This is a genomic window from Paraburkholderia sp. D15 (genome assembly GCF_029910215.1).
GTDB lineage: Bacteria > Pseudomonadota > Gammaproteobacteria > Burkholderiales > Burkholderiaceae > Paraburkholderia.
In genome coordinates this window covers 592,608-615,139 of the sequence record NZ_CP110395.1, presented here as the reverse complement: position 1 = coordinate 615,139, position 22,532 = coordinate 592,608, and the positions used below count along the sequence as shown (strand labels likewise).

Annotated in this window: 20 protein-coding genes; 12 read left to right on the top strand and 8 right to left on the bottom strand. The window is 64.3% G+C overall.

Annotated features, from left to right (window positions below):
- The first annotated feature begins 10 nt into the window (after positions 1 to 10).
- The 3 genes from LFL96_RS02660 (at position 11) to LFL96_RS02650 (ending at position 2,848) form a co-directional block, all read left to right on the top strand.
- Entirely contained in the window at positions 11 to 1,300 is a 1,290-nt protein-coding gene (locus tag LFL96_RS02660) for a class I SAM-dependent RNA methyltransferase (protein WP_280997721.1), read from the top strand.
- 277 nt (positions 1,301 to 1,577) lie between these two features.
- A complete protein-coding gene (locus LFL96_RS02655) occupies positions 1,578 to 1,961 on the top strand; it encodes a VOC family protein (RefSeq protein ID WP_280997719.1) in 384 nt (127 codons plus the stop codon).
- A gap of 146 nt (positions 1,962 to 2,107) precedes the next feature.
- Complete coding sequence (locus LFL96_RS02650) at positions 2,108 to 2,848, top strand: YafY family protein (RefSeq protein ID WP_280997717.1); 741 nt, start codon at positions 2,108 to 2,110, stop codon at positions 2,846 to 2,848.
- A 254-nt stretch (positions 2,849 to 3,102) separates the two neighbouring features.
- Here LFL96_RS02650 and LFL96_RS02645 read toward each other — a convergent pair whose 3' ends face one another.
- The 5 genes from LFL96_RS02645 to LFL96_RS02625 form a co-directional block, all read right to left on the bottom strand.
- Complete coding sequence (locus LFL96_RS02645; protein WP_280997716.1) at positions 3,103 to 3,924, bottom strand: hypothetical protein; 822 nt, start codon at positions 3,922 to 3,924, stop codon at positions 3,103 to 3,105.
- Positions 3,921 to 4,343 carry a hypothetical protein gene (locus LFL96_RS02640; protein ID WP_280997714.1) on the bottom strand — a complete coding sequence of 141 codons (423 nt, stop codon included), beginning with the start codon at positions 4,341 to 4,343 and terminating at the stop codon, positions 3,921 to 3,923. Before LFL96_RS02640 ends, LFL96_RS02645 begins: the two co-directional genes overlap by 4 nt.
- A gap of 138 nt (positions 4,344 to 4,481) precedes the next feature.
- Positions 4,482 to 5,936, bottom strand: coding sequence for an NAD(P)(+) transhydrogenase (Re/Si-specific) subunit beta (locus tag LFL96_RS02635; protein ID WP_280997712.1), 1,455 nt, complete (start codon positions 5,934 to 5,936; stop codon positions 4,482 to 4,484).
- Positions 5,936 to 6,262 carry an NAD(P) transhydrogenase subunit alpha gene (locus LFL96_RS02630; protein WP_280997710.1) on the bottom strand — a complete coding sequence of 109 codons (327 nt, stop codon included), beginning with the start codon at positions 6,260 to 6,262 and terminating at the stop codon, positions 5,936 to 5,938. Before LFL96_RS02630 ends, LFL96_RS02635 begins: the two co-directional genes overlap by 1 nt.
- A 15-nt stretch (positions 6,263 to 6,277) precedes the next feature.
- Positions 6,278 to 7,420, bottom strand: coding sequence for a Re/Si-specific NAD(P)(+) transhydrogenase subunit alpha (locus LFL96_RS02625; protein ID WP_280997708.1), 1,143 nt, complete (start codon positions 7,418 to 7,420; stop codon positions 6,278 to 6,280).
- Between the two features lie 311 nt (positions 7,421 to 7,731).
- Between LFL96_RS02625 and LFL96_RS02620 the strand changes: the two genes are divergently transcribed.
- The 8 genes from LFL96_RS02620 (at position 7,732) to LFL96_RS02585 (ending at position 16,963) form a co-directional block, all read left to right on the top strand.
- On the top strand, positions 7,732 to 8,220 hold the full coding sequence (locus LFL96_RS02620) for an NUDIX hydrolase (protein ID WP_280997706.1): 489 nt from the start codon (positions 7,732 to 7,734) through the stop codon (positions 8,218 to 8,220).
- A gap of 88 nt (positions 8,221 to 8,308) precedes the next feature.
- The gene (mnmA, locus tag LFL96_RS02615; protein ID WP_280997704.1) at positions 8,309 to 9,454 is read left to right on the top strand and encodes a tRNA 2-thiouridine(34) synthase MnmA; all 1,146 of its coding nucleotides are present in this window, start codon (positions 8,309 to 8,311) and stop codon (positions 9,452 to 9,454) included.
- A 178-nt stretch (positions 9,455 to 9,632) separates the two neighbouring features.
- Positions 9,633 to 11,243 (top strand): FMN-binding glutamate synthase family protein, encoded by a 1,611-nt coding sequence (locus LFL96_RS02610; protein ID WP_280997702.1) that lies wholly within the window; start codon positions 9,633 to 9,635, stop codon positions 11,241 to 11,243.
- A 250-nt stretch (positions 11,244 to 11,493) separates the two neighbouring features.
- Positions 11,494 to 12,501: a glycine--tRNA ligase subunit alpha gene (glyQ, locus tag LFL96_RS02605; protein ID WP_281000884.1), complete on the top strand. Its 1,008-nt coding sequence runs from the start codon at positions 11,494 to 11,496 to the stop codon at positions 12,499 to 12,501.
- Between the two features lie 15 nt (positions 12,502 to 12,516).
- Complete coding sequence (glyS, locus tag LFL96_RS02600; RefSeq protein ID WP_280997699.1) at positions 12,517 to 14,613, top strand: glycine--tRNA ligase subunit beta; 2,097 nt, start codon at positions 12,517 to 12,519, stop codon at positions 14,611 to 14,613.
- A 10-nt stretch (positions 14,614 to 14,623) separates the two neighbouring features.
- A complete protein-coding gene (gene gmhB / locus LFL96_RS02595) occupies positions 14,624 to 15,178 on the top strand; it encodes a D-glycero-beta-D-manno-heptose 1,7-bisphosphate 7-phosphatase (RefSeq protein WP_280997697.1) in 555 nt (184 codons plus the stop codon).
- Between the two features lie 40 nt (positions 15,179 to 15,218).
- Positions 15,219 to 15,977: a lysophospholipid acyltransferase family protein gene (locus LFL96_RS02590; RefSeq protein WP_280997695.1), complete on the top strand. Its 759-nt coding sequence runs from the start codon at positions 15,219 to 15,221 to the stop codon at positions 15,975 to 15,977.
- 44 nt (positions 15,978 to 16,021) lie between these two features.
- The gene (locus LFL96_RS02585; protein ID WP_280997693.1) at positions 16,022 to 16,963 is read left to right on the top strand and encodes a SprT family zinc-dependent metalloprotease; all 942 of its coding nucleotides are present in this window, start codon (positions 16,022 to 16,024) and stop codon (positions 16,961 to 16,963) included.
- A 165-nt stretch (positions 16,964 to 17,128) separates the two neighbouring features.
- Here the strand turns inward: LFL96_RS02585 and LFL96_RS02580 are convergent, their stop codons facing one another.
- Both LFL96_RS02580 and gloA read right to left on the bottom strand, forming a co-directional pair.
- Positions 17,129 to 17,530 (bottom strand): hypothetical protein, encoded by a 402-nt coding sequence (locus LFL96_RS02580; protein ID WP_280997691.1) that lies wholly within the window; start codon positions 17,528 to 17,530, stop codon positions 17,129 to 17,131.
- A gap of 25 nt (positions 17,531 to 17,555) precedes the next feature.
- Positions 17,556 to 17,942 carry a lactoylglutathione lyase gene (gene gloA, locus LFL96_RS02575; protein ID WP_280997689.1) on the bottom strand — a complete coding sequence of 129 codons (387 nt, stop codon included), beginning with the start codon at positions 17,940 to 17,942 and terminating at the stop codon, positions 17,556 to 17,558.
- Between the two features lie 242 nt (positions 17,943 to 18,184).
- On the opposite strand from gloA, the gene LFL96_RS02570 reads away from it, so the two are divergent.
- Complete coding sequence (locus LFL96_RS02570; protein ID WP_280997687.1) at positions 18,185 to 21,193, top strand: autotransporter outer membrane beta-barrel domain-containing protein; 3,009 nt, start codon at positions 18,185 to 18,187, stop codon at positions 21,191 to 21,193.
- A 28-nt stretch (positions 21,194 to 21,221) separates the two neighbouring features.
- On the opposite strand, the gene LFL96_RS02565 is transcribed toward LFL96_RS02570, so the two are convergent.
- Positions 21,222 to 22,376, bottom strand: a complete 1,155-nt coding sequence (locus LFL96_RS02565; RefSeq protein WP_280997681.1) for a porin — start codon at positions 22,374 to 22,376, stop codon at positions 21,222 to 21,224.
- Positions 22,377 to 22,532: the final 156 nt, after the last annotated feature.

The window sequence follows — 22,532 nt, the reverse complement described above, 5'->3', positions numbered from 1 at the left end:
GGCAAGCTCAATGTCCTTCGATTTCTTCCTCCCCTGCCCCCGCGGCCTCGAAGCCTCGCTCGCGGCCGAACTCGCCGAGATCGCCACGAAACACCTGAACGGCGCGCAATTCATCGCAGGCGCCCAGGTGCCGGGTGGCGTGCATTTCCGCGGAGGCTGGGCTGCCGGCATGGCCGCCAACCTGCATTCGCGACTCGCGAGCCGCGTGCTGCTGAAAATCGCGCATCGGCCGTATCGCAGCGAACAGGACATCTACGCGCTGGCGCTCGAACAGCGCTGGGAACAGTGGTTCTCCGCGAACGAAACGCTGCGCGTGGACGTCACCGCGATCAAGTCGCCACTGCGCAGCCTCGAATTCACCACCCTGCGCGTCAAGGATGCGATCTGCGACCGTCTGCGCGAAGTCAGCGGCGCGCGGCCGAGCATCGATACCGCGACGCCCGACGTCCGCGTGTTCGCGTTCCTCACCGCGACCGACTGCACGCTGTATCTGGACACCTCGGGCGACCCGCTCTTCAAGCGCGGCTGGCGTCTGGACAAGGGCGCGGCGCCGCTGCGCGAAAACCTGGCCGCAGGCATTCTGCGGCTGACCGGCTGGCAAGCGGGCACGCCGCTGTACGACCCAATGTGCGGCAGCGGCACGTTCCTCGCGGAAGCCGCGCAAGTCGCGTTGAACATCGCGCCGGGCGCGGAGCGCCGCTTCGGTTTCGAGAAGCTCAAGCAATTCGAGGCGAAGACCTGGCAGCCGCTGAAGGCCGCCGCGCTCGACGCCAAACACGCGGCGCGCAGCTCGCGCGCCGATCTGCAGATCTTCGGCAGCGATATTTCCGGCGACATGCTCGACAAGGCACGCGCGAATTTCCAGCGCGCCGGTCTGCCGAATATTCCGCTCAAGCAGGTCGACGCGCGCGGCATGACGCCGCCGTCGTCCGACGCGGGCATCCTCGTCGCCAATCCGCCGTATGGCGAGCGGATCGAGGTGCGCGGCCGCAATGCGCGCGGCGAGATTCGCGAAGGCCGTGCGAACCGCGAGCGTGACGACGACAGCTTCCGCCGCGTGCAGGAAGAAGCGCCGGACAGCGAATTCTTCCAGTCGTTCGGCGACGCGCTGAAGCAACGCTTCACCGGCTGGCACGCATTCGTGCTGACGTCGGACCGCAAGCTGCCGGGGCAAATGCGCCTGCGCGAATCGACCAAGACGCCGCTGTTCAACGGCGCGCTCGAATGCCGGTTGTTCCGCTTCGATCTGATCGCGGGCAGCGTGCGGCAGCGGCCGCAGAACGACAAGCCGGCGGAGTGAGATTCACACCGTGACGGTGACACGCGGCGTTCGCGCTTGCGTTAGCACTTGCGTTCGCTATCGCTAGCGCCGCAGCACCGAACCGCAAACAGAACCGCGAGCCTCGAAAGGGGCTCGCGGTTTTTTGTCGTCCAGCTTTTGCGGGTGGATTAAGCGCATCCGCCCCGCCGGCACGGCGCACCCTACTGACACTACGCTGTCAGTAGCACCCCCGCACACTGCTTCTCACGCCATCCGGCGCTTTGCACGGCTTAGACGCCAATCCGAGGAGAGTGACATGTCCGCATCATCCAAAGTTGTTGCCTGGTTCGAAATCCCGTCCGTCGACTTCGATCGCGCAGTGCGCTTCTACGAAACGACCTTCGACATCAAACTGAACGTGCAGGAAATCGGCGGCCAGCCGATCGCGGTATTCGGCTACGAAGAGCCGGCCACGGGCGGCGCGATCGTCCACAATCCGGCGGCCAAACCGACCAGCGACGGCTTGCTCGTCTACCTGAACGCGCAACCCACCGTCGATGCCGTGCTCGCCCGCGTCGAGCAGGCCGGCGGCAAGACCGACGGGCCAGTGATCAAGCTGCCGCAGGACATCGGCTATATCGCGTTCATCACCGATACGGAAGGCAACCGCATCGGCCTGCATTCGCGGACCAACGGTTAAGGACGCATGAAGGGAATCCCGCCGCTAGGGGCAACCTGAGTGGCGGCCATCGGCGTCGATGGAATCAAGCGAGCTGAAATAGCGTGGAGCCGCGCCGTCGCCCACCGTCGTGGGGCGGCGTTCCACGACGCTGACCGGAGCGCGGCATGCGGCGCTATCATCGCGGAACTGTCCCCGTTCTCTTCTACAAGACGCCCACGATGACGCGCCGCGCCGACCGTCTGTTCCAGATCGCCGAACTGCTGCGCGGCCGGCGATTGACCACCGCGCAACAACTCGCCGACTGGCTCAACATTTCATTGCGCACGGTGTATCGCGACGTGCGCGATCTGCAATTGTCGGGCGTGCCGATCGAGGGCGAAGCGGGCATCGGCTACCGGCTGAGCCGAGCGGCGAGCCTGCCCCCGCTGACCTTCACCGCCGATGAACTGGCCGCGCTCGCGGCCGGCGCACGCATGCTGGAATCGTGGGGCGGCGCCGGCTTCGCGAGTGGCGCACGCGGTGCGCTCGCCAAGATCGCCTCGGCCATGCCCGCCGACAAACGCGCATCGCTCGAACGGCTCGCGGTGTTCGCGCCGTCGTTCCATATCAAAGGCGATTTCTCGACGCAACTCGACGCGTTGCATCGCGCGATCGATACACGGCACGTCGTGGGCTTTGCTTATACCGATGCGAATGGCGCGGCGACGGAACGTCGCGTGTGGCCGCTGGCGCTGGCGTATTGGGGCGCACGCTGGACGTTGGGCGCCTGGTGCGAACTGCGCGAAGACTTCCGTAATTTCGGACTGGAGAAGATGCAGAATCTGCAGGTGCTGGAAGCGTATCCGGATCAGGAAGGCAGACGGCTCGCGGATTTGATGCGGCATCTGAATGCGAAGCCACGGTGATCGGAACAGCAAAAGCGCTCACTCGTTTACATCTGGGGGATCACTCTGCTACGATCAAGGTTCTACGCACCACGCCGTCTGCCTTAATGACTTCGCTTCTGAACACTGAGGCGGCATGTGTAGGACGATACCTAGGAGAGCACCAGAAACGTCTCGTTTTAGCGCCGCAATCCTTTGTATTGCCTCAGCGGGTGGAAATCTGCGATAGAGAAGAACAAAAGCGGAAATCGACTAGTCGATTTCCGCTTTTTTCTTTAGTGGTAGTCGTTGCTGAACATGTTGATGTGGCTGGTCTCCTTGACCACCACGATCTCGTCGTGACAGTTTCGGAATCGCCCGCTGATCCGGGGCTTGTCACCGGTTCCGCGAGTCACGTTGAAGTGACGGTCGAACGGAATCTTCTTCCCGAATCTGAAATTCGCGCATATGTCGCACACCAAGGTGTGCGGGCTGCCGGTAGCAGGAAGAGCATGCTTCTCGTGACCATACTCAAAATGCTTATCGGCGTCGTCAATCCAATACTGCGTCTTGTACGCAGACCGCCGTCTCGGCCTGCGCCGCCGCCTGAGATCGGTCAGATGCGAGGTGACCATTTGAGCGAATTGGGGGTTCATGGTCTCGTCGCGACAAACACGCACCAGTTCCCGCATTGAATCCGCATCGAAATTCCTGATGGGCAGGATCGCGGCCTGTCCATGCTCGCCTTGCTGAAGCGTCGATATCAGGTAAGAAAAGTTCTTCAGCAATCGGGAAAAGAGTCCACCCAGAAAATTCTTACAGTTCGAGATGAATTCAGGTATCTCGACAGAGCAGGTGAAAAAGGCGTGAAGCACCTCCGTTACGATATGCGCATATTTCCGGTCGACGATAAGAATCGACGCATCCGCCTCGCGCGTCGCATGGAGCAAATACTCTTCGGCCGAGACCGCGGCCTTGCGAGGATTGAACGCGCCCACGCTCAACGTCACATTCGGTAAGCCCGAGAGGCACTCGCGCGGGATGAGGCCTGTGCGACGCTTCGTATATTCATCGCACAGGTAAAGATTGTCTGTGATGATGCCGATGAATACTTTCATTCGGTATGCCAGAGCTTGGTGAGGACGGAAACAGGAATCGTGATCTTTTCCAGATCCTCCGGTGAGAGTTTTCCTAAAATGGCGAACAGGGCGATGACGTCGTTAGCGCCGGCCCGCCGATTGCCCGCGTTATGCCCGGCCTTACATTCAGGAGGAAAGCTGAATTGGGCGTCGGAAGGGACTACACCTACCTTCGCCTTCTGAGCCGGATGCTCGACCAGCTTGTAGCCGTAAATGCTCCCGGTCTCTGCGATGAATGCCTTCAGCGTGCGTTTGCCGAGCGCGTCCCGGTAATTGTCGCCGCCCGCAAGAATACGAAGTTCAACAGGCAGATTGCTCAGGAGCGCGGGTTCACCGGACCTGGCCCAGACGTCGTCGGCAATGGACTTTAAATATCCGGATAGTTGCTTCTCTTCCATAGTTCGCCATCCTGATCATCATCTTGATAAAGAACCGTTCAACCTGCTCAATTTCGAACCATGGAGTTTAGCATCGCCAACGTCGCCTACCTACCGCCAGGTTTGCGGGGCCGCTCGCCGAGCGGCCCCGCAAACTTGTTACTCCACCGCCTTCACCATATCCTCGATCACCTTCTTCGCGTCGCCGAACACCATCATCGTCTTGTCCATATAGAACAGATCGTTATCGAGCCCCGCGTACCCTGCCGCCATCGACCGTTTATTCACGATCACCGTGCGCGCCTTGTAGGCCTCGATAATCGGCATGCCCGCGATCGGCGATTTCGGATCGTTCTTCGCCGCCGGGTTCACCACGTCGTTCGCGCCGAGCACCAGCACCACGTCGACCTGGCCGAACTCGCCGTTGATGTCCTCCATTTCGAACACCATGTCGTACGGCACCTCGGCTTCGGCGAGCAGCACGTTCATGTGCCCCGGCATGCGTCCGGCCACCGGGTGAATCGCGTACTTCACCTCGATGCCCTTTTCCACCAGCTTGTCGGTCAACTCCTTCAGCGCATGCTGCGCGCGCGCCACCGCCAGCCCATACCCCGGCACGATCACCACGGTCTCGGCATTGCCGAGCATGAACGACGCATCGTCGGCCGAACCGGCTTTGACCGGTCGCTGTTCCGCCGCGCCACCCGCGGCCGCCGCGCCCGCATCGTTGCCGAAGCCGCCGAGAATCACGTTGAAGAACGAGCGGTTCATCGCACGGCACATGATGTACGACAGAATCGCCCCCGACGACCCCACCAGCGAACCCGCGATAATCAGCATCGGATTGTTCAGCGAGAAGCCGATGCCCGCCGCCGCCCAGCCGGAATACGAGTTCAGCATCGACACCACGACCGGCATATCCGCACCGCCGATCGGAATGATGATCAGCACGCCGAGCACGAACGCGATCACCGTCATGATGATGAACGGCAGCCACGACTGCGTGAGAAAGAAGATGATGCCGAAGCCCAGCATCGCGAGCGCCAGCATCAGGTTGATCAGATGCTGTCCGCCGTACACCACCGGCGCGCCCTGAAACAGCCGGAACTTGTACTTGCCCGACAGTTTGCCGAACGCGATCACCGACCCGCTGAACGTGATCGCCCCGACGAACGTGCCGATGAACAGCTCGACACGATTGCCGTAGGGCAGGAAACCCGGCGTCATGTTGTCCGGATCGACCAGCCCGAACGCCGACGGCTCCGACACGACCGCATACGCGATACACACGGCGGCCAGACCGATCAGCGAGTGCATCGCCGCGACCAGCTCGGGCATCTTGGTCATTTCGACGCGCGCCGCGACGAACGCGCCGACCGCGCCGCCGATCACCAGCGCGACCAGCAGCAAACCCAGCCCGAGGCCGAGATTCGAGCCGAGCGCCGTGGCCTGCTTGACGATCAGGGCGACCGTGGTGAGGATCGCGATCGCCATCCCGGCCATGCCGAAGGTATTGCCGATACGCGCGGTCTTCGGATTCGACAGCCCCTTGAGCGCCTGAATGAAACAGACCGACGCGACCAGATAAAGCAGCGTGACGAGATTCAGGCTCATTAGGCGTTCTCCTTCTTCCCGTCAGCGATTTTTTTGGGCTCTTTCTTGCGGAACATCTCCAGCATTCGCCGCGTGACGAGAAAGCCGCCGAACACGTTCACGGCCGCGAGCGCGACGGCGAGCGTGCCGAAGAACTTGCCCGGCGCGCCGAGCGTCAGCCCGGCCGCGAGCATCGCGCCGACGATCACGATCGCCGAGATCGCGTTGGTCACGGCCATCAACGGTGTATGCAGCGCGGGCGTGACGTTCCAGACGACGTGGTAGCCGACGTAAATCGCCAGCACGAAGATGATCAGATTGATGACGGTGTGGTTGATGACTTCCATGGCCGCGCTCTCCGTTTAGCTCTTGCGCGCGACTTCGCCGTCGCGGGCCAGCAGCGTGGCCGCGACGATGTCGTCCGCGAGATCGATGTTCAACGCGCCTTCCTTCGTGACGATCAGCTTGAGGAAGTCGAGCAGGTTGCGCGCGTAAAGGGACGACGCGTCGGCGGGCACCATCGCCGCGAGATTCGTATGACCGACGATCGTCACGCCGTGCTTCACGACCACCTTGTCCGCCTCGGTGAGCGGACAGTTGCCGCCGCGCTGGCCTTCGTATTCCGCGCCGCGTCCGGCGGCCAGATCGACCAGCACGGAGCCTGGCTTCATCGCCTGCACCGTCTCCACCGAAATCAGCGTCGGTGCGGCGCGGCCCGGAATCAGCGCGGTCGAGATCACCACGTCCGCCTGTTTCGCGCGCTCGTGGACGAGGGCCGACTGACGCGCGAGCCACGACGGCGGCATCGGCCGCGCATATCCGCCGACACCTTGCGCGGCTTCGCGCTCCTCGTCGGTTTCATAAGGCACGTCGAGAAATTTGGCGCCGAGCGATTCGATCTGCTCCTTCACCGCCGGACGCACGTCGGACGCTTCGATCACCGCGCCGAGGCGCTTCGCGGTCGCGATCGCCTGCAAACCGGCCACGCCCGCGCCGAGAATCAGCACGCGCGCGGCCTTCACCGTGCCGGCGGCGGTCATCAGCATCGGCATGAAGCGCGGATACAGCGTGGCGGCCAGCAGCACCGCCTTGTACCCGGCGATGTTCGCCTGCGACGACAGCACGTCGAGGCTCTGCGCGCGGGTCGTGCGCGGCGCGGCTTCGAGCGCGAACGCCGTCACGCCCGCCGCCGCGAGTTTCGCGGCGTTCTCGGCGTTGAACGGATCGAGCATGCCGACCAGCGTCGCGCCGCGTTTGAGCAGCGGCAGTTCGGCGTCGGTGGGAGACTGGACTTTGAGAACGAGATCGGCGCCGAACGCGCTCGCCGCATCGACGATTTCCGCGCCGGCGGCCGTGAAGGCATCGTCGGGAAAGCTGGCGCCGGTGCCGGCGCCGCTCTGGATCGTGACCCGGTGGCCTTGGGTCACGTACTTCTTGACCGTTTCGGGGGTCGCGGCGACGCGGGATTCGTGCGCGCGCGTCTCGGCTGGCACTCCGATGTGCATCGTTGTTCCTCCTCGACTTCCTGTTTCAGAGGGCCACCCACATGGCGCTGCGCGCCCATCCCCGGAAAGGATGCGATGTTGGACGGCCCGGCGTTTTCTTCACAGTTCGGCCGACGAGGACGACGCACGCCGGCTTGCAGGTGCAACGGCTACTGCCGCACTTTAACCGAAACTCGGGGCGGCACAGAAATCGGGGACAATCCGGAGTGCCCGGCACGGCGGGACTGCCGCGCTCAGCCCGCGAACGGCCGAGCCCCCGACGCGCCCGGCTTCCAGGCAGTTCCCACCCATAACCGGTAAAATGCGCACCCATGAAACCGGAAACCTGGCTGCCGCACGTCACCGTCGCGGCGATCGTCGAGCGCGACGGGCGCTTCCTGCTGGTCGAGGAACATACCGTCGACGGCTTGCGCCTGAATCAGCCCGCCGGCCATCTGGAAGCGGGCGAAACGCTGCTGGAAGCGGTGCACCGGGAAACGCTCGAGGAAACCGCCCATCCGTTCACGCCCGAGGCGCTGGTCGGCATGTACATGACCCACTTCGAGCGGCCCGGCAGCGCGGGCGTGACGTATCTGCGCTTCACCTATTGCGGCACGGGCGGCGAACCGGAACCGGCGCGCGCGCTCGATCCCGACATCGTCCGCACGGTGTGGATGAGCGCCGACGAACTGCGCGCCTGTCCGGAACGGCACCGCACGCCGCTCGTCATGCAATGCGTCGACGACTACCTCGCCGGCCGGCGTTTCCCGCTCGACTTCGTGCACACGCATTCGGTCGGGCCCAGGTCCGGGCAGCGCTGACTCGCCGTCGGCGCAATCGGGCAGGCGGCGCCGTCACGAACGGCCCACCCATGAACCATGAAGTCATGCAGCACCCAGTGAGCATCTTATGAGCAAGCAGAAAGTCGTAGTAGGCATGTCGGGCGGCGTCGATTCGTCGGTCACCGCGTGGCTGCTGAAGGAACAGGGCTACGACGTGGTCGGCCTCTTCATGAAGAACTGGGAAGACGACGACGACAGCGAATACTGCTCGACGCGGCAGGACTGGATCGACGTGGTGTCGGTGGCGGACCTGATCGGCATCGACGTGGAAGCGGTCAACTTCGCCGCCGAATACAAAGACCGCGTGTTCGCCGAATTCCTGCGCGAATACTCGGCCGGCCGCACACCGAATCCGGACGTGCTGTGCAATGCCGAAATCAAGTTCAAGGCCTTCCTCGATCACGCCATGTCGCTCGGCGCGGAAACCATCGCGACCGGACATTACGCGCGCGTGCGGGAAAATAACGGCCGCTTCGAATTGCTGAAGGCGTTCGACCATACGAAGGATCAGTCGTATTTCCTGCATCGGCTGAACCAGGCGCAGTTGTCGAAAACGCTGTTTCCGCTCGGTGAAATTCCGAAGACCAAGGTGCGCGAGATCGCCGAACAGATCGCGCTGCCGAATGCGAAGAAGAAGGATTCCACCGGCATCTGCTTTATCGGCGAACGGCCGTTCCGCGATTTTCTGAACCGCTATCTGCCCACCAAGCCCGGTCCGATGAAGACCACCGACGGCAAAGTGGTCGGCGAACACATCGGCCTCGCGTTCTACACGTTCGGGCAACGCAAGGGCATCGGCCTCGGCGGCAGCAAGGACGGCAGCGGCGAACCGTGGTTCGTGGCCGGCAAGGACATCGCGTCGAACACGCTGTACGTCGCGCAAGGGCACGATCATCCGTGGCTGCTCAGTCACACGCTGAGCGCGGGCAACACCAGCTGGGTCGCGGGCGAAGCGCCGGCCGACGGCTTCGCCTGCGGCGCGAAAACCCGCTACCGCCAGGCGGATGCGGCCTGCACGTTCGGCAACGCCAACGTCGGCGCCGGTCTGTTCGAACTTCATTTCGATGCCGCGCAATGGGCTGTCACACCGGGGCAATCCGCGGTGCTTTACGATGGCGACGTCTGTCTTGGCGGCGGCATCATCGAACACGCGGCGACCGCGCAACCGGTGGCGCGTCAACCGCAGAAAGCGGCGCTGCTGAGCGCCCGCTGAGCGATGCGCGAACGCGGGTGCAGCCTCCACCCGCCGGTTCGCCGGTTCGCTCTGCGGCCACCCGCTTCACCGTAGTCAACATAACAAGCAGCCGTTCGTTCCCCTTCGCGGCGGATTCCGTCTGCGCCGACAACGTCGACGATCCCGCCGTGACGATCCCCACTGCACTGGAGTCCCCATGTTTTCTCGACGTTATCTGGCCATGTGGTGCGCCGTCGCGCTGCTCGCTCTCTGCGCGGCGCTCGGCGCGACGCAGCATCTCTCGTGGTTCTGGCTGGTCGTGCCGCTCGCGCTCGTCGCGCTGGGTCTCTTCGACCTGACGCAGCAACGTCACGCGATTCTGCGCAACTATCCGCTGTGGGGGCACTTCCGCTTCCTGTTCGAATTCATCCGCCCGGAAATTCGCCAGTACTTCGTCGAGGACGACACCGAAGAGAAGCCGTTCTCGCGCGCGCAACGCAGCATCGTCTATCAACGCGCGAAGAATGACGTGGACAGCCGCCCGTACGGCACCGAACTCGACGTCAAGGCGGTCGCGCACGAATGGATCAGCCACTCGCTCGCGCCGACCACGCTCGAGAACCACGACTTCCGCGTGGTCGTCGGCCCCGATCGCGCGCAGCCGTATTCGATGTCGATCTTCAACGTCTCGGCGATGAGCTTCGGCTCGCTGTCGGCGAACGCGATCATGGCGCTGAACCTCGGCGCGAAAAAGGGCAACTTCGCGCACGACACCGGCGAAGGCTCGATGTCGAAGTATCACCGCGAGCATGGCGGCGACATCATCTGGGAAATCGCGTCGGGCTACTTCGGCTGCCGTCACGACGACGGCACGTTCAGCGCGGAAAAATTCGCGAAGCAGGCCGCCGAGCCGCAGGTGAAGATGATCGAGGTGAAGCTCTCGCAAGGCGCGAAGCCCGGTCATGGCGGCGTGCTGCCGGCCGCCAAGATCACCCCGGAAATCGCCGAGACGCGCGGCGTGCCGATGGGCCGCGATTGCATTTCGCCGGCCACGCATTCGGAGTTCTCGACGCCGCGCGGGCTGCTCGAATTCGTCGACCGGTTGCGCACGCTGTCGGGCGGCAAACCGACCGGGTTCAAGCTGTGCATCGGCCATCCGTGGGAATTTTTCGGCATTGCGAAGGCGATGCTGGAGACGGGGATTCTGCCGGACTTCATCGTCGTGGACGGCGCGGAGGGCGGCACCGGCGCGGCGCCGCTGGAGTTCACCGATCACGTCGGCGTGCCGCTGCAGGAGGGGCTGCTGCTGGTGCACAACACGCTGGTCGGAATCGGCTTGCGGCAGCGGATTCGCATCGGCGCGAGCGGCAAGATGATCACCGCGTTCGACATCACGAAGACGCTGGCGATCGGCGCCGACTGGGTCAACGCGGCGCGTGGCTTCATGTTCGCCGTGGGCTGCATTCAGGCGCAGACCTGCCACACGGGGCGTTGCCCGACCGGCGTCGCGACCCAGGACCCGGTGCGCCAGCGCGCGCTGGTCGTGCCGGACAAGGCCGACCGCGTGTTCAATTTCCACCACAACACGCTGCACGCGCTGAAGGAAATCATTCAGGCGGCGGGGCTGAAGCATCCGGCGGAACTGCGCGCGCATCACATCGTGCGGCGGGTGTCCTCGCATGAGGTGCGGCTGATGTCGGAACTGCTGAAGTATCTGGAACCGAACGACCTGGTCAAGGGGAATTACCGGTACTCGCTGTTCGAGAAGTACTGGCCGGTCGCGCAGAGCGATTCGTTCTCGCCGAAGGTGGAGTTGGCGGCGACTTGAGGTGGAGGATGGTGTGCGCGCTTTGCTGCCAGCACTGACATGACATCGGCCGGCAAACCGGTTAGCCAATGACCAGAGGACTGCCCAAAGCGGTCCTTTGTCGTTGACGGAGCGCCGCCTGTTCCCTCCGACCCCGCAAAACGGACACCCCCCTCCCTTTCCGCTAAAATCCAGGGTTTAGCACTTCGCTCCACGGCCACCTCGCGCGCTTCGGCGTTTGCGGCGCGGCCTCATGCCCGAAAGGCACTTCATGCTCACGTTTCAGCAAATCATCCTGACAATGCAGTCCTACTGGGACAAGCAGGGTTGCGCGTTGCTCCAGCCGATCGACATGGAAGTCGGCGCGGGCACCTCCCACGTTCATACGTTTCTGCGCGCGGTCGGCCCCGAGCCCTGGCGCGCCGCTTACGTGCAGCCGTCGCGTCGTCCGAAAGACGGCCGTTACGGCGAAAATCCGAACCGCCTGCAGCACTACTACCAGTACCAGGTCGTGCTCAAGCCGGCGCCGGAAAACATCCTCGACCTGTACCTCGGCTCGCTCGAAGCCCTCGGCTTCGACCTGAAGCAGAACGACGTGCGCTTCGTCGAAGATGACTGGGAAAATCCCACGCTCGGCGCCTGGGGCCTCGGCTGGGAAGTGTGGCTGAACGGCATGGAAGTGACCCAGTTCACTTACTTCCAGCAGGTGGGCGGTCTCGACTGCAAGCCGGTGCTTGGCGAAATCACCTACGGTCTCGAACGTCTCGCCATGTATCTGCAGAAGGTCGAGAACGTCTACGACCTCGTCTGGACCGAGTGGGAAGAACAAGGCCCGAACGGCCCCGAAATCCGCCGCCTGACCTATGGCGACGTGTACCACCAGAACGAAGTCGAACAGTCCACCTACAACTTCGAATACGCGAACGTCGACCTGCTGTTCTCGATCTTCAACAGCTACGAAGCGGAAGCGCGCCGCATGATCGAAGCGCAGATCGCGCTGCCCGCCTACGAGCTGGTGCTCAAGGCCGGCCATACGTTCAATCTGCTCGACGCGCGCGGCGCCATCTCGGTGACGGAGCGCGCGGCGTATATCGGCCGGATTCGCGCATTGTCGAAGCTGGTCGCGCAGGCCTACTACGATTCGCGCGAAAAGCTCGGCTTCCCGATGCTCGGCAATCCGGTGCACGGCGTGCCCGGCCTCACCACCGACGAACAGGACGCCGCCATGCCCGCCTGGGCGCCGCCGCTGAAAGTCGAACGCAAGATCGACCCGGACTGACGAGAACATCAACACATGCAATCCCATCAAGCTACCCTGCTCGTCGAGCTGCTGACCGAAGAACTGCCGCCGAAAGCCCTCGCGCGTCTCGGCGACGCATTCGCCGAAGGCATCGCGCAGCGCCTCGCGGCGCGCGATCTGATCGAAGGCGACCTGTCGTTCGAACGCTATGCGACGCCGCGCCGCCTCGCCGTCGCCATCAAGAACGTGCGCGCGGTCGCGCCGGAAAAACACGTCCGCGAAAAAGTGCTGCCGGTGTCGGTCGCGCTGGATAAAGACGGCCAGCCCACCGCGCCGCTCGCGAAGAAACTCGCCGCGCTCGGCTTCCCCGATTTTTCGGTGAACGACCTGGAGCGCGCGCAGGACGGTAAGGCCGAAGCGTTCTTCCTGCGCTACGCCGCGCCCGGCGCGACGCTCGCCGACGGCTTGCAGGCCGCGCTCGAGGAAGCCCTCGCCAAACTGCCGATCCCGAAGGTCATGACCTATCAGCGTCCGGACGGCACCAACGTGCAGTTCGTGCGTCCGGCCCAGCGCCTGACCGTGCTGCACGGCGACCAGGTGGTGCCGGTCAGCGCGCTCGGCATCGACGCCGACGACACCACGCTCGGCCACCGCTTCCTGTCCGAAGGCTTCGTGCAGATCCAGCACGCCGATGCGTACGCGGACACGCTGCTGCACAAGGGCCGCGTGGTCGCGAGCTTCGCGGATCGCAAGGAAACCATCCGCACGCATCTGCTCGCGCAAGCCGACGGCGACCAGGTGGTGATGCCCGAGTCGCTGCTCGACGAAGTGACCTCGCTGGTCGAATGGCCGGTGGTGTACGCCTGCCGCTTCGAGGACGAATTCCTGCAAGTGCCGCAGGAATGTCTGATCCTCACCATGCAGACCAACCAGAAGTATTTCGCGCTGACGGACACGAACGGCAAGCTGCGTTCGCGCTTCCTGATCGTGTCGAATATCGAAACGGCCACGCCGGGCGATATCGTCGAAGGTAACGAGCGCGTCGTGCGTCCGCGTCTGGCCGACGCGAAGTTCTTCTTCGAGCAGGACAAGAAGAAGCCGCTGGCCGACCGCGTGCCGCTGCTCGCGAACGTCGTGTATCACAACAAGCTGGGTTCGGCGCTGCAACGCGTCGAGCGGGTCGAAGGCCTGGCCGGCGCGATCGCCGGGCTGGTCGGCGCCGACGTCGCGCTCGCGCAGCGCGCCGCGCGTCTCGCCAAGGCCGATCTGATCACCGACATGGTCGGCGAATTCCCCGAGCTGCAAGGCACGATGGGCACGTACTACGCGCGCCACGACGGCGAACCGGAAGAAGTCGCGCTCGCGTGTTCGGAACACTATCAGCCGCGCTTCTCCGGCGACGCGCTGCCCGCCACCGCGACCGGCACGGTCGTCGCGCTGGCCGACAAGCTCGAGACGCTGGTCGGCATCTGGGGCATCGGACTGCAGCCCACCGGCGAAAAAGACCCGTTCGCGCTGCGCCGTCACGCGCTCGGCGTGCTGCGCATTCTGGTCGAGAAACAACTGCCGGTCGATTTCGTCGAACTGCTGCGCGCCGCTTACGCGCAATTCGCCGCGGTGCCGAACGTCGCCGATTCGACGCAGGCCATTTACGATTTCAGCATGGACCGTCTGCGCGGTCTGCTGCGCGAACGCGGCTATGCAGCCGGCGAAATCGACGCGGTGCTGGCGTTGAATCCCACGCGTCTGGACGACATCGTCGCGCGTCTGGATGCGGTGCGCGAATTCGCGTCGCTGCCGGAAGCGGCTTCGCTCGCCGCCGCCAACAAGCGCATCTCGAACATCCTGAAGAAATCGGAAGGCGCGGTCGGCGGCGGCGTGCAGGTCACGCTGCTGATCGAAGCGGCGGAAAAGGCGCTGCATGCGCAACTCGAACAGGTCGCGCCGCGCGTGCAATCGCAACTCGCCGCGCGCGACTACACGGGCGCGCTGAGCGCGCTCGCCGCGTTGCGCGAACCGGTCGACACGTTCTTCAACGACGTGATGGTCAACGCCGACGATCCGGCGTTGCGCGCCAACCGTCTGGCCTTGCTCGGCGCACTGCATCAGCAGATGAACTGCGTCGCCGACATTTCCCGACTCGCCGCCTGAGCCCCGCGCCATGCCGACCAAAAAAGTGGTGATCCTCGACCGCGACGGCGTGATCAACGTCGATTCCGACGCGTTCATCAAGTCGCCGGACGAGTGGGTCGCGCTGCCCGGTTCGCTCGAAGCGATCGCGCGTCTGAACCAGGCCGGCTACCGCGTGGCGATCGCGACGAATCAGTCGGGCATCGGCCGCGGTCTGTTCGACATGAACGCGCTCAACGCGATGCATCTGAAGATGCATCGCATGGCGGCGGCGGTCGGCGGGCGGATCGACGCCGTGTTCTTCTGCCCGCACACGGCGGAAGATCATTGCGAATGCCGCAAGCCGAAGCCCGGCATGCTGAAACTCATCGCCGAACGCTTCGAGGTCGATCCGCAACACACGCCCGTGGTGGGCGACGCGATGCGCGATCTGCAAGCGGGCGCGGCGCTCGGTCATCCCACGCATCTCGTGCTGACCGGCAAGGGCCGCAAGACGCTCGCGGCCGGCGGACTGCCCGACGGCACGCGCGTGCACGACGATCTGCGCGCGTTCGCGCTCGACTTCCTCGCCGCCGCCCAAGAGTGACGCGCGTCGCACGCGTCCCCATCCCTCACCGACCACGCCGATGCGCTTCATTCGCTCCCTGCTGCTGCTGATCTATCTGATTCTGTTCACGGTGCCGTACGCCTGTGCGTGCTTCATCGCGTTTCCGTTCATGCGCGCCGACAAGCGCTACTGGATGGCCGCGGGCTGGTGCACGTGCACGGTCCACGTGGTGCGCTGGCTGAACGGCATCCGCTACCGGATCGAAGGTTTCGAGAATCTGCCCGATGGGCCGGCCGTACTGCTGTCCAAGCATCAGTCGGCATGGGAGACGCTGGCGTTTCCCGCATTGATGCCGCGTCCGCTGTGCTATGTGTTCAAGCGAGAGTTGCTGTATGTGCCGTTCTTCGGCTGGGCGCTCGGTCTGCTGAAGATGGTTCACATCGATCGCAAGGAAGGCAAGTACGCGTTCGAGTCCGTCATCAAGCAAGGCAAGACGCGCATGGCCGAAGGCGCGTGGGTCATCATGTTTCCGGAAGGCACGCGCACGCGCACCGGCACGCAGGGCAAATACAAAACCGGTGGCGCACGCTTTGCCGTGGCGACCGGCGCACCGGTCGTACCGATCGCGCACAACGCGGGACGTCTGTGGCCGCGCAACTCGTTTCTGAAATATGCGGGTATAGTCACAGTGTCGATCGGCAAGCCGATCGACACGACGGGGCTCACGCCCGACGAAGTGAACGCGCGCGTCGAACAGTGGATCGAAGCTGAAATGCGTCGCATCGATCCCACCGCGTACAGCGCGACGGAAGATCATTCCGCCGCCGCACCAATCTGACGCGCCCACGCCCTCGAAGGCGTATTAGCGCGAAGCCGAATCCGATGCAGAAGTCTCCTACGTCGCAACCCGCCGCGGCGCTCGATAACCGGCAACTCGATCTCCCGCTCTTCGCCGAGCCGGGGTCGACGTCGTCGTCGCCTTCACCGTCCGCGCCGTCATCCGGTTCCGCCGGCGCCGCGCCGCATTCACCTCATACACCACATTCGCCGCATGCCGCCCCTCACGCGCCGCAGTCCGCCGGCCTGCTCGCGCCGGATGGCAGCAAGCTGCGCAGCCTCACGATCGGTTCGCGCACGCTGCATTACGCACTCAAACGTTCGTCGCGCCGCTCGATCGGTTTCGCCATCGACAGCACCGGTCTGACGATCACCGCACCACGTTGGGTCACGCTCGCCGATATCGAAACCGCGATCACCGAAAAGCAGCGCTGGATCTTCACGAAGCTGATCGAGTGGCAAACACGCGTCGAACAGCGCGCGTTGCCGAAGGTGGACTGGAAAGACGGCGCCGAACTGCCTTATCTCGGTCAGCCGGTACGTGTGCAACTGGGCGCGCCACAAGGCACGCTGCACTTCAACGCGATCGATTCGATCCTGCAATTGCCGTTGCCGCTGCAAGCCGATCCGCAGCAGATCAAGGACCGCGTGCAAGGCTGGCTGCAAGGCGAGGCAAAGCGTCTGTTCGGCGAGCGCCTGGCGATCTATTCGGAAAAGCTGGGCGTCAACTACCGCGCGTATGCGCTGTCGGCGGCGGCCACGCGCTGGGGTAGTTGTTCGAGCGACGGCAAGATCCGCCTGAACTGGCGGCTGATTCACTTTCCGCTGTCCATCATCGATTACGTGGTCGCGCACGAACTCGCGCATCTGCGAGAGATGAATCACAGTCCGCGCTTCTGGCAAACGGTGGAATCGATTTTTCCGGAATTCCGCGAGGCACGGCAGACGCTGAAGTCGCATCCGCCGGAGTTGCTGCCGACGTTGTAGAGGCGCTGATCCGGCTGCGGGCTGTTGAATTGTCGACCGCCCTTATCGCGAGCCTTGCGCTTTTTCACCGCCCCAAACGAAACCGGCGCTTCACGATGAAGCGCCGGTTTTTTTCTTCGAGCTGCAACAACGCAGCAACTCAGTCGCCCAGTCACGCACTGCCGCTCATTCCTGGCAGAACGTCTCCTGCAGATGACGCCACATCACCTTGCCCTGCGCGTCGATCTCCATCACCGCCGTCGAACGCCGCACGTTCGCGTTGCCCGCACCGTCGCGTTGATACTCGCGATATTTGACCACCGCGCCCGTCGCGTATTCGGCGACCATCTCCATGTCGCGGATCGTGATCTGCGAGCCCGGCCGCGCGCCGCGCAGCGTCGAGAAGATGGCCTGCGTGCCAGCGTAATCGAGCGCGTTGCCCGAGGTCATCACCAGCGTGAACTGCGGCGTGAAACGCGCCATGATGCGTTGCAACGCGCCTTCGTCCGCCGAGCCGTCGAACAGCGCGGCGATTTCGACGTGAATGTCGTCGAGTTCCTGGAAGTAGGGATTGCTGTTGTTATTCATCGCTCGATCTCGCGTTGCCGCGACTTCATTTTTTCTTCTGGATGAATTCGATCTTGTAGCCGTCCGGGTCCGTGACGAAAGCGATCACCGTGGTGCCATGCTTCATCGGGCCGGCTTCGCGCACGACCGTGCCGCCTTGTGCCTTGATCTTGTCGCACGCGGCGTACGCATCGTCGACTTCCACGGCGAGATGGCCGAAACCGCTGCCGAGGTCGTAGGACGGCGTGTCCCAGTTGTGCGTGAGTTCGAGCACGGTGCCGTCGCGCTCGTCCGTGTAGCCCACGAAGGCGAGCGTGAATTTACCGTCCGGATAGTCGTCGCGGCGCAGCAGTTTCATGCCGAGGAGTTCGGTGTAGAAGGCGATCGAACGATCCAGGTCGCCGACCCGAAGCATGGTGTGTAGCAGGCGCATGGTGCACTCCCTGTTGCGTGAAAAAAACGAGACCGTCAATGTACCCGGAATCACGCGCCGCTGCAGCGGCGCGCGGACGCGGCGGCGCATCCGCGCGGCGGGGTGAGCGCAATGTAATTTGACTAATTTCGTCTGACGAACCATTCTTCCTGAACCGTCCAGCCATACCCGACGAGGGGACGGTTCCAGAGCAGGCAGACCCCGCAGACAAGGCCCGACCTGTTCGTCCGGAGGGCCACCCTATGCGTCACGCATGCACCGGACATGCGCCTATCCGCTTGCTCGAGGCGCTGTCGTCCACCATCGGATTTGCGATCCTGTTGCCCTGCGAACCTGCATTCGCGGTCTGCAACAATCCTGCACCCATCACCGGCCAAACCGTCTCCTGCACGAACGGCGCACCGAATCCGTTCACCACCGGCATCGCCGCGGCGAACGGCAGCACTGGCGTTACAGTGAACGTGCAAAGCGGCGCGGAACTCGCCGTGAATGGCAGCACCGTCATTCTCGTGCGCGACGGCAGCACGGTCACGAATCTCGGCACCCTGAACGGCAGCGGCGACGCGTTCTACGGCGTCGCCGCGCTGGGCGCAAGCGGCGGCGCCGGTCAGAACCTGCTGATCAATCGCGGCAACATCACGACGAGCGGCGTGGACTCGGACGCGATGTTCAACAGCGCGGCCGCCGTCACGATGCTCAACGACACGAACGGCACGATCCACACCACCGGCAATGACGCGGCCGCCCTGCGCGACGCGTCGAGCACCGGCGGCGGCACGCTGACCAACAACGGCACGCTATCGACGAGCGGCGACAGCGCGCCCGGCATGGCGGCGTTGACGAACGGCGACACGCTCGTCAACAACGGCGCGATCGCCACCAGCGGCGCCGGCGCCTACGGCATGCTGGCGAACGGCAACGCGGCGGGCGGTCCCGGCGATAACGTGCTGACCAATCACGGCACGATCGATGTTTCAGGCGCGGACGCGCACGGCATCGTGTCGCTCGATACGACGCCCGGCGTCGTCACGAACAGCGGCTCGATCACCGCGCGCGGGGTGGGCGGACTCGGCGTCTATCTGAGCGGCAACGTCACGCTGAACAACCTCGCGGGCGCGAGCATCGTCAGTCAGCAGGCCAATGCGGTGGTGGTCAACGGCGGTGGCACGTTCAACAATGCCGGCACGATCGCGGGCCAGGTCAATGCGATCGCCTTCGCCAACGCGGGCGCGACGATCAACAACAGCGGCAGCATCACGGCGGCGACGAGTCAGGCGATCAGCTCGATCGGCGCATTCGATATCGTCATCAACAACACCGGCACGATTGCGGGCGGCAACGGCCGCGCGATCTGGACCGACACCGGCAACGACACGTTCAACTGGAGCGGCGGCACCGTCACGGGCTTCGTGCGGCTCGGTGCGGGTAACGACAGCGCCACGCTCACCAACCTCACCGACGCGAATCTGAGCGGCGTGCCGAGCTTCGACGGCGGCACGGGCACCGACCTGCTGACCTTCGATCACACGTCGGCAAGCAACGTGAGCCGCTTCATCGATTGGGAAACCGTCAACGTGACGAACGGCAGCCGTCTGACGCTCGACGCCCAGGGGCTCACGCTCGGCGACAGCGGCACGCTGACCGGCACGCTCAATGTCGATGCGACCAGCACGCTGTTCGCGGGCGGCCTGAGCAGCGCCTTGACGATCGCGCCGGCAGTGGCGGGACAGCTCGTCAACGTGAAGAACGGGGGGACGCTCGATCTGACCAACGGTGGCGTGAGTACGCAGGCGGCGTTGGTGATCGACGGCAATTACACGGGCCTCAACGGGCGTTTGCTGCTGCAGAGCGTGCTCGCCGGCGATGGCTCGCCGAGCGGCAAGCTGGTGATCGCGCAGGGCGTCGGCTCGGGCAGTACGACGCTGGGCGTGACCAATGTCGGGGGCACGGGCGCCGCCACGCTGACGGACGGGATTCTCGTCGTACAGGCCACCAGCGGCGCGACGACCACCACTGGTGCGTTTACGCTGCCGGTCCCATTGGTGGCGGGCGCGTACACCTACTATCTGTTCAAGGGTGGGGTGAGTCCGGGTACAGCGGACAACTGGTATCTGCGATCGAGTCTGGCGGCCACACCGACACCGACGCCTGCTCCATCGCCCACACCGACGCCGACGCCAACACCAACTCCAACCCCGACGCCCACACCGCCCCCCAGCTCCGCCGCCGGCCCCACCGCCACGCCCGGCACACCCGCCCTTCCTTCCCCGCCACCGTCGGGCGCCGCGCCCATCCCGCTCTACCGGATGGAAGTCCCCGTCTATGCCGCCGTCCCCGCGCTCACGCGCGAACTCGGCATCGCGCAGATCGGCACCTTCCACGACCGGCAGGGCGAACAATCGCTGCTCGACGAAACGGGCCCGCTGCCCGCTGCATGGTCACGCGTGTGGGGCGGGCATGCGTCGCAGCGCAGTAGCGGCGGCGCGAACCCGGACTTCAGCGGCGACTTCGGCGGCGTGCAGGTCGGCCACGACCTCTACGCGGATCGCAGCGCGAGCGGCCATCGCAACCACTACGGCTTCTTCCTCGGCTTCGCTCGCGCGCAGGGCGACGTGAGCGGCTTTGCGCTCGGCTTTCCCGATCTGCCGGCCGGCCATGTGTCGATCGATGCCTACAGCGCCGGCGCGTACTGGACGCACATCGGTCCGGGCGGCTGGTACACCGACGCGGTGATACTCGGCAGCGCGCTGACCCTTGACCCGATGTCGAACGAAGGCATCGGCGCGAGCACACATGGGCACGCCGTGAGTTCTTCGCTGGAAGCCGGCCTGCCGATTCCGCTCGGCGGCAGGTTCCGCGTCGAACCGCAGATGCAGTTGATCTGGCAGCACACTTCCATCGACACCTTCGACGACGGCGTGTCGAGCGTCGCGTTTCATGCGGCCGATGGCTTGACAGGCCGCCTCGGCGTGCGGCTGCAAGGCACGTTCGAGAGCGCCCACGCGCAATGGCAACCGTATGTGCGCGCGAACCTGTGGCGCTATTTCAGCGGCACCGACAGCGTCACGTATGCGGGCACGACCGTGATTCCATCCGAAGTCGCCGCGACGGCCGCGCAAATCGGCGCGGGTGTCGCCGCGCGTCTGGGCACGCACGGCAGCGTGTTCGCCAACGCGAGTTACACGACGAACGTGAACGGCGAGCGGCGCAGAAGCGTCGAGGGCGATCTGGGCGCACGGTGGAAGTGGTGAGGGGATCGAATGTGATCGGCCCGCCGCTTCAAAACTGATGCCGCACGCCCGCCATCAAACCGAGTTGCGTCCCCTTCTGCGCGAGTCCGACGCTATTCACACCCTGGAGTTGCGCACCGATCAGATCGCCGCGATAGATCGCGTAATCGCCTTCCACGTAGACATCCGTGCGCTTCGACAGGTTGTAATCGGCGACCAGTTGATACTGCCAGGCCGAGCCGTTGCGCGCCGGCGTCTTGCCGTCCTGCAACGTGCGCCAGACGTTCGCGGCGAAGTGCCAGACGTTGCCGACCTGCTGCGTCACGCCGCCCATGATCATGCGACGCCGCGCGAAGTCCGTGTACTTCAGCGCATTCAGCGCGGGCGCGGTGAACGGCCCATTGGCGAAATTGGCAAAACCCGCGTCGTTCTGATTGACGATATAGCCCGCGGAGAAGCGCGTCAGGTTCCACGTGTACGAACCGCCGAACGTCCATGCTTTCGCGGCCGCGCCGTTGACGGAATCCTTCGATGCCTCGTACGCGCCGCCAAGACTGAACGGACCGCCCGCCGGTCCATACGCGAACGCGGCGCCGATCTGGCTGCCATACGCGGTGGAAGCCGCGGCGGCCGCATTGCCCGACGCATTGCCCGCATTGCCGCCGAGCGCATAACCTGCCGCAAAGGTGAAACCGCCGTAACGCGCCTGATACTGCACCTGGTTGCTGGTCCAGATACCGCCGGTCATCGTCACTTCCGGCTGGAAGCTGAAGTCGTACGGAATCCACGCGTTGCTGCCATAACCGCCGACGGTGATGCCTTCGATCATCACGTTGTACTGCCTGCCGACGATCACCTGCCCATACGAGGTCGACCGCACGCCGATCTGCGCTTCGTTGAAAAACGGCAGGGTGGGATCGCTCTGGCCGCTGTTCAGATAGAAGCGGTTTTCGAGCTTGAAGAACACCGACCAGCCGCCACCGATATCCTCGACGCCCTTCAACCCCCAGCGGCTCTCGGTCATGCCGCCGTTGCCGAGTCCGAGCGACGAAGCGCCGGCCAGATTCGCATGCGTCAGATAGCGCACGCTTTCGTCGACTACGCCGTACAAGGTCACGCTCGATTGTGCCTGCGCGAGCTGACAGCCGAACGACGCAAGCGCCGCGGGCATCATCGCTGCCGTCCACCTGCGTACGCTGTTCATGCCGTCTCCTCGCACCCTTGCGACGTTCCTGACGAAACGCTTGTGGTGGAACCTTAGCGCGAAACGATGACGGCAAAAAAATGCCGCGCCACCCCGCGCGGCCGAGTGTTGTTATCCGCGCAAAACGCTTGCAGCCTGTAAGAAGCACGCGTAGGC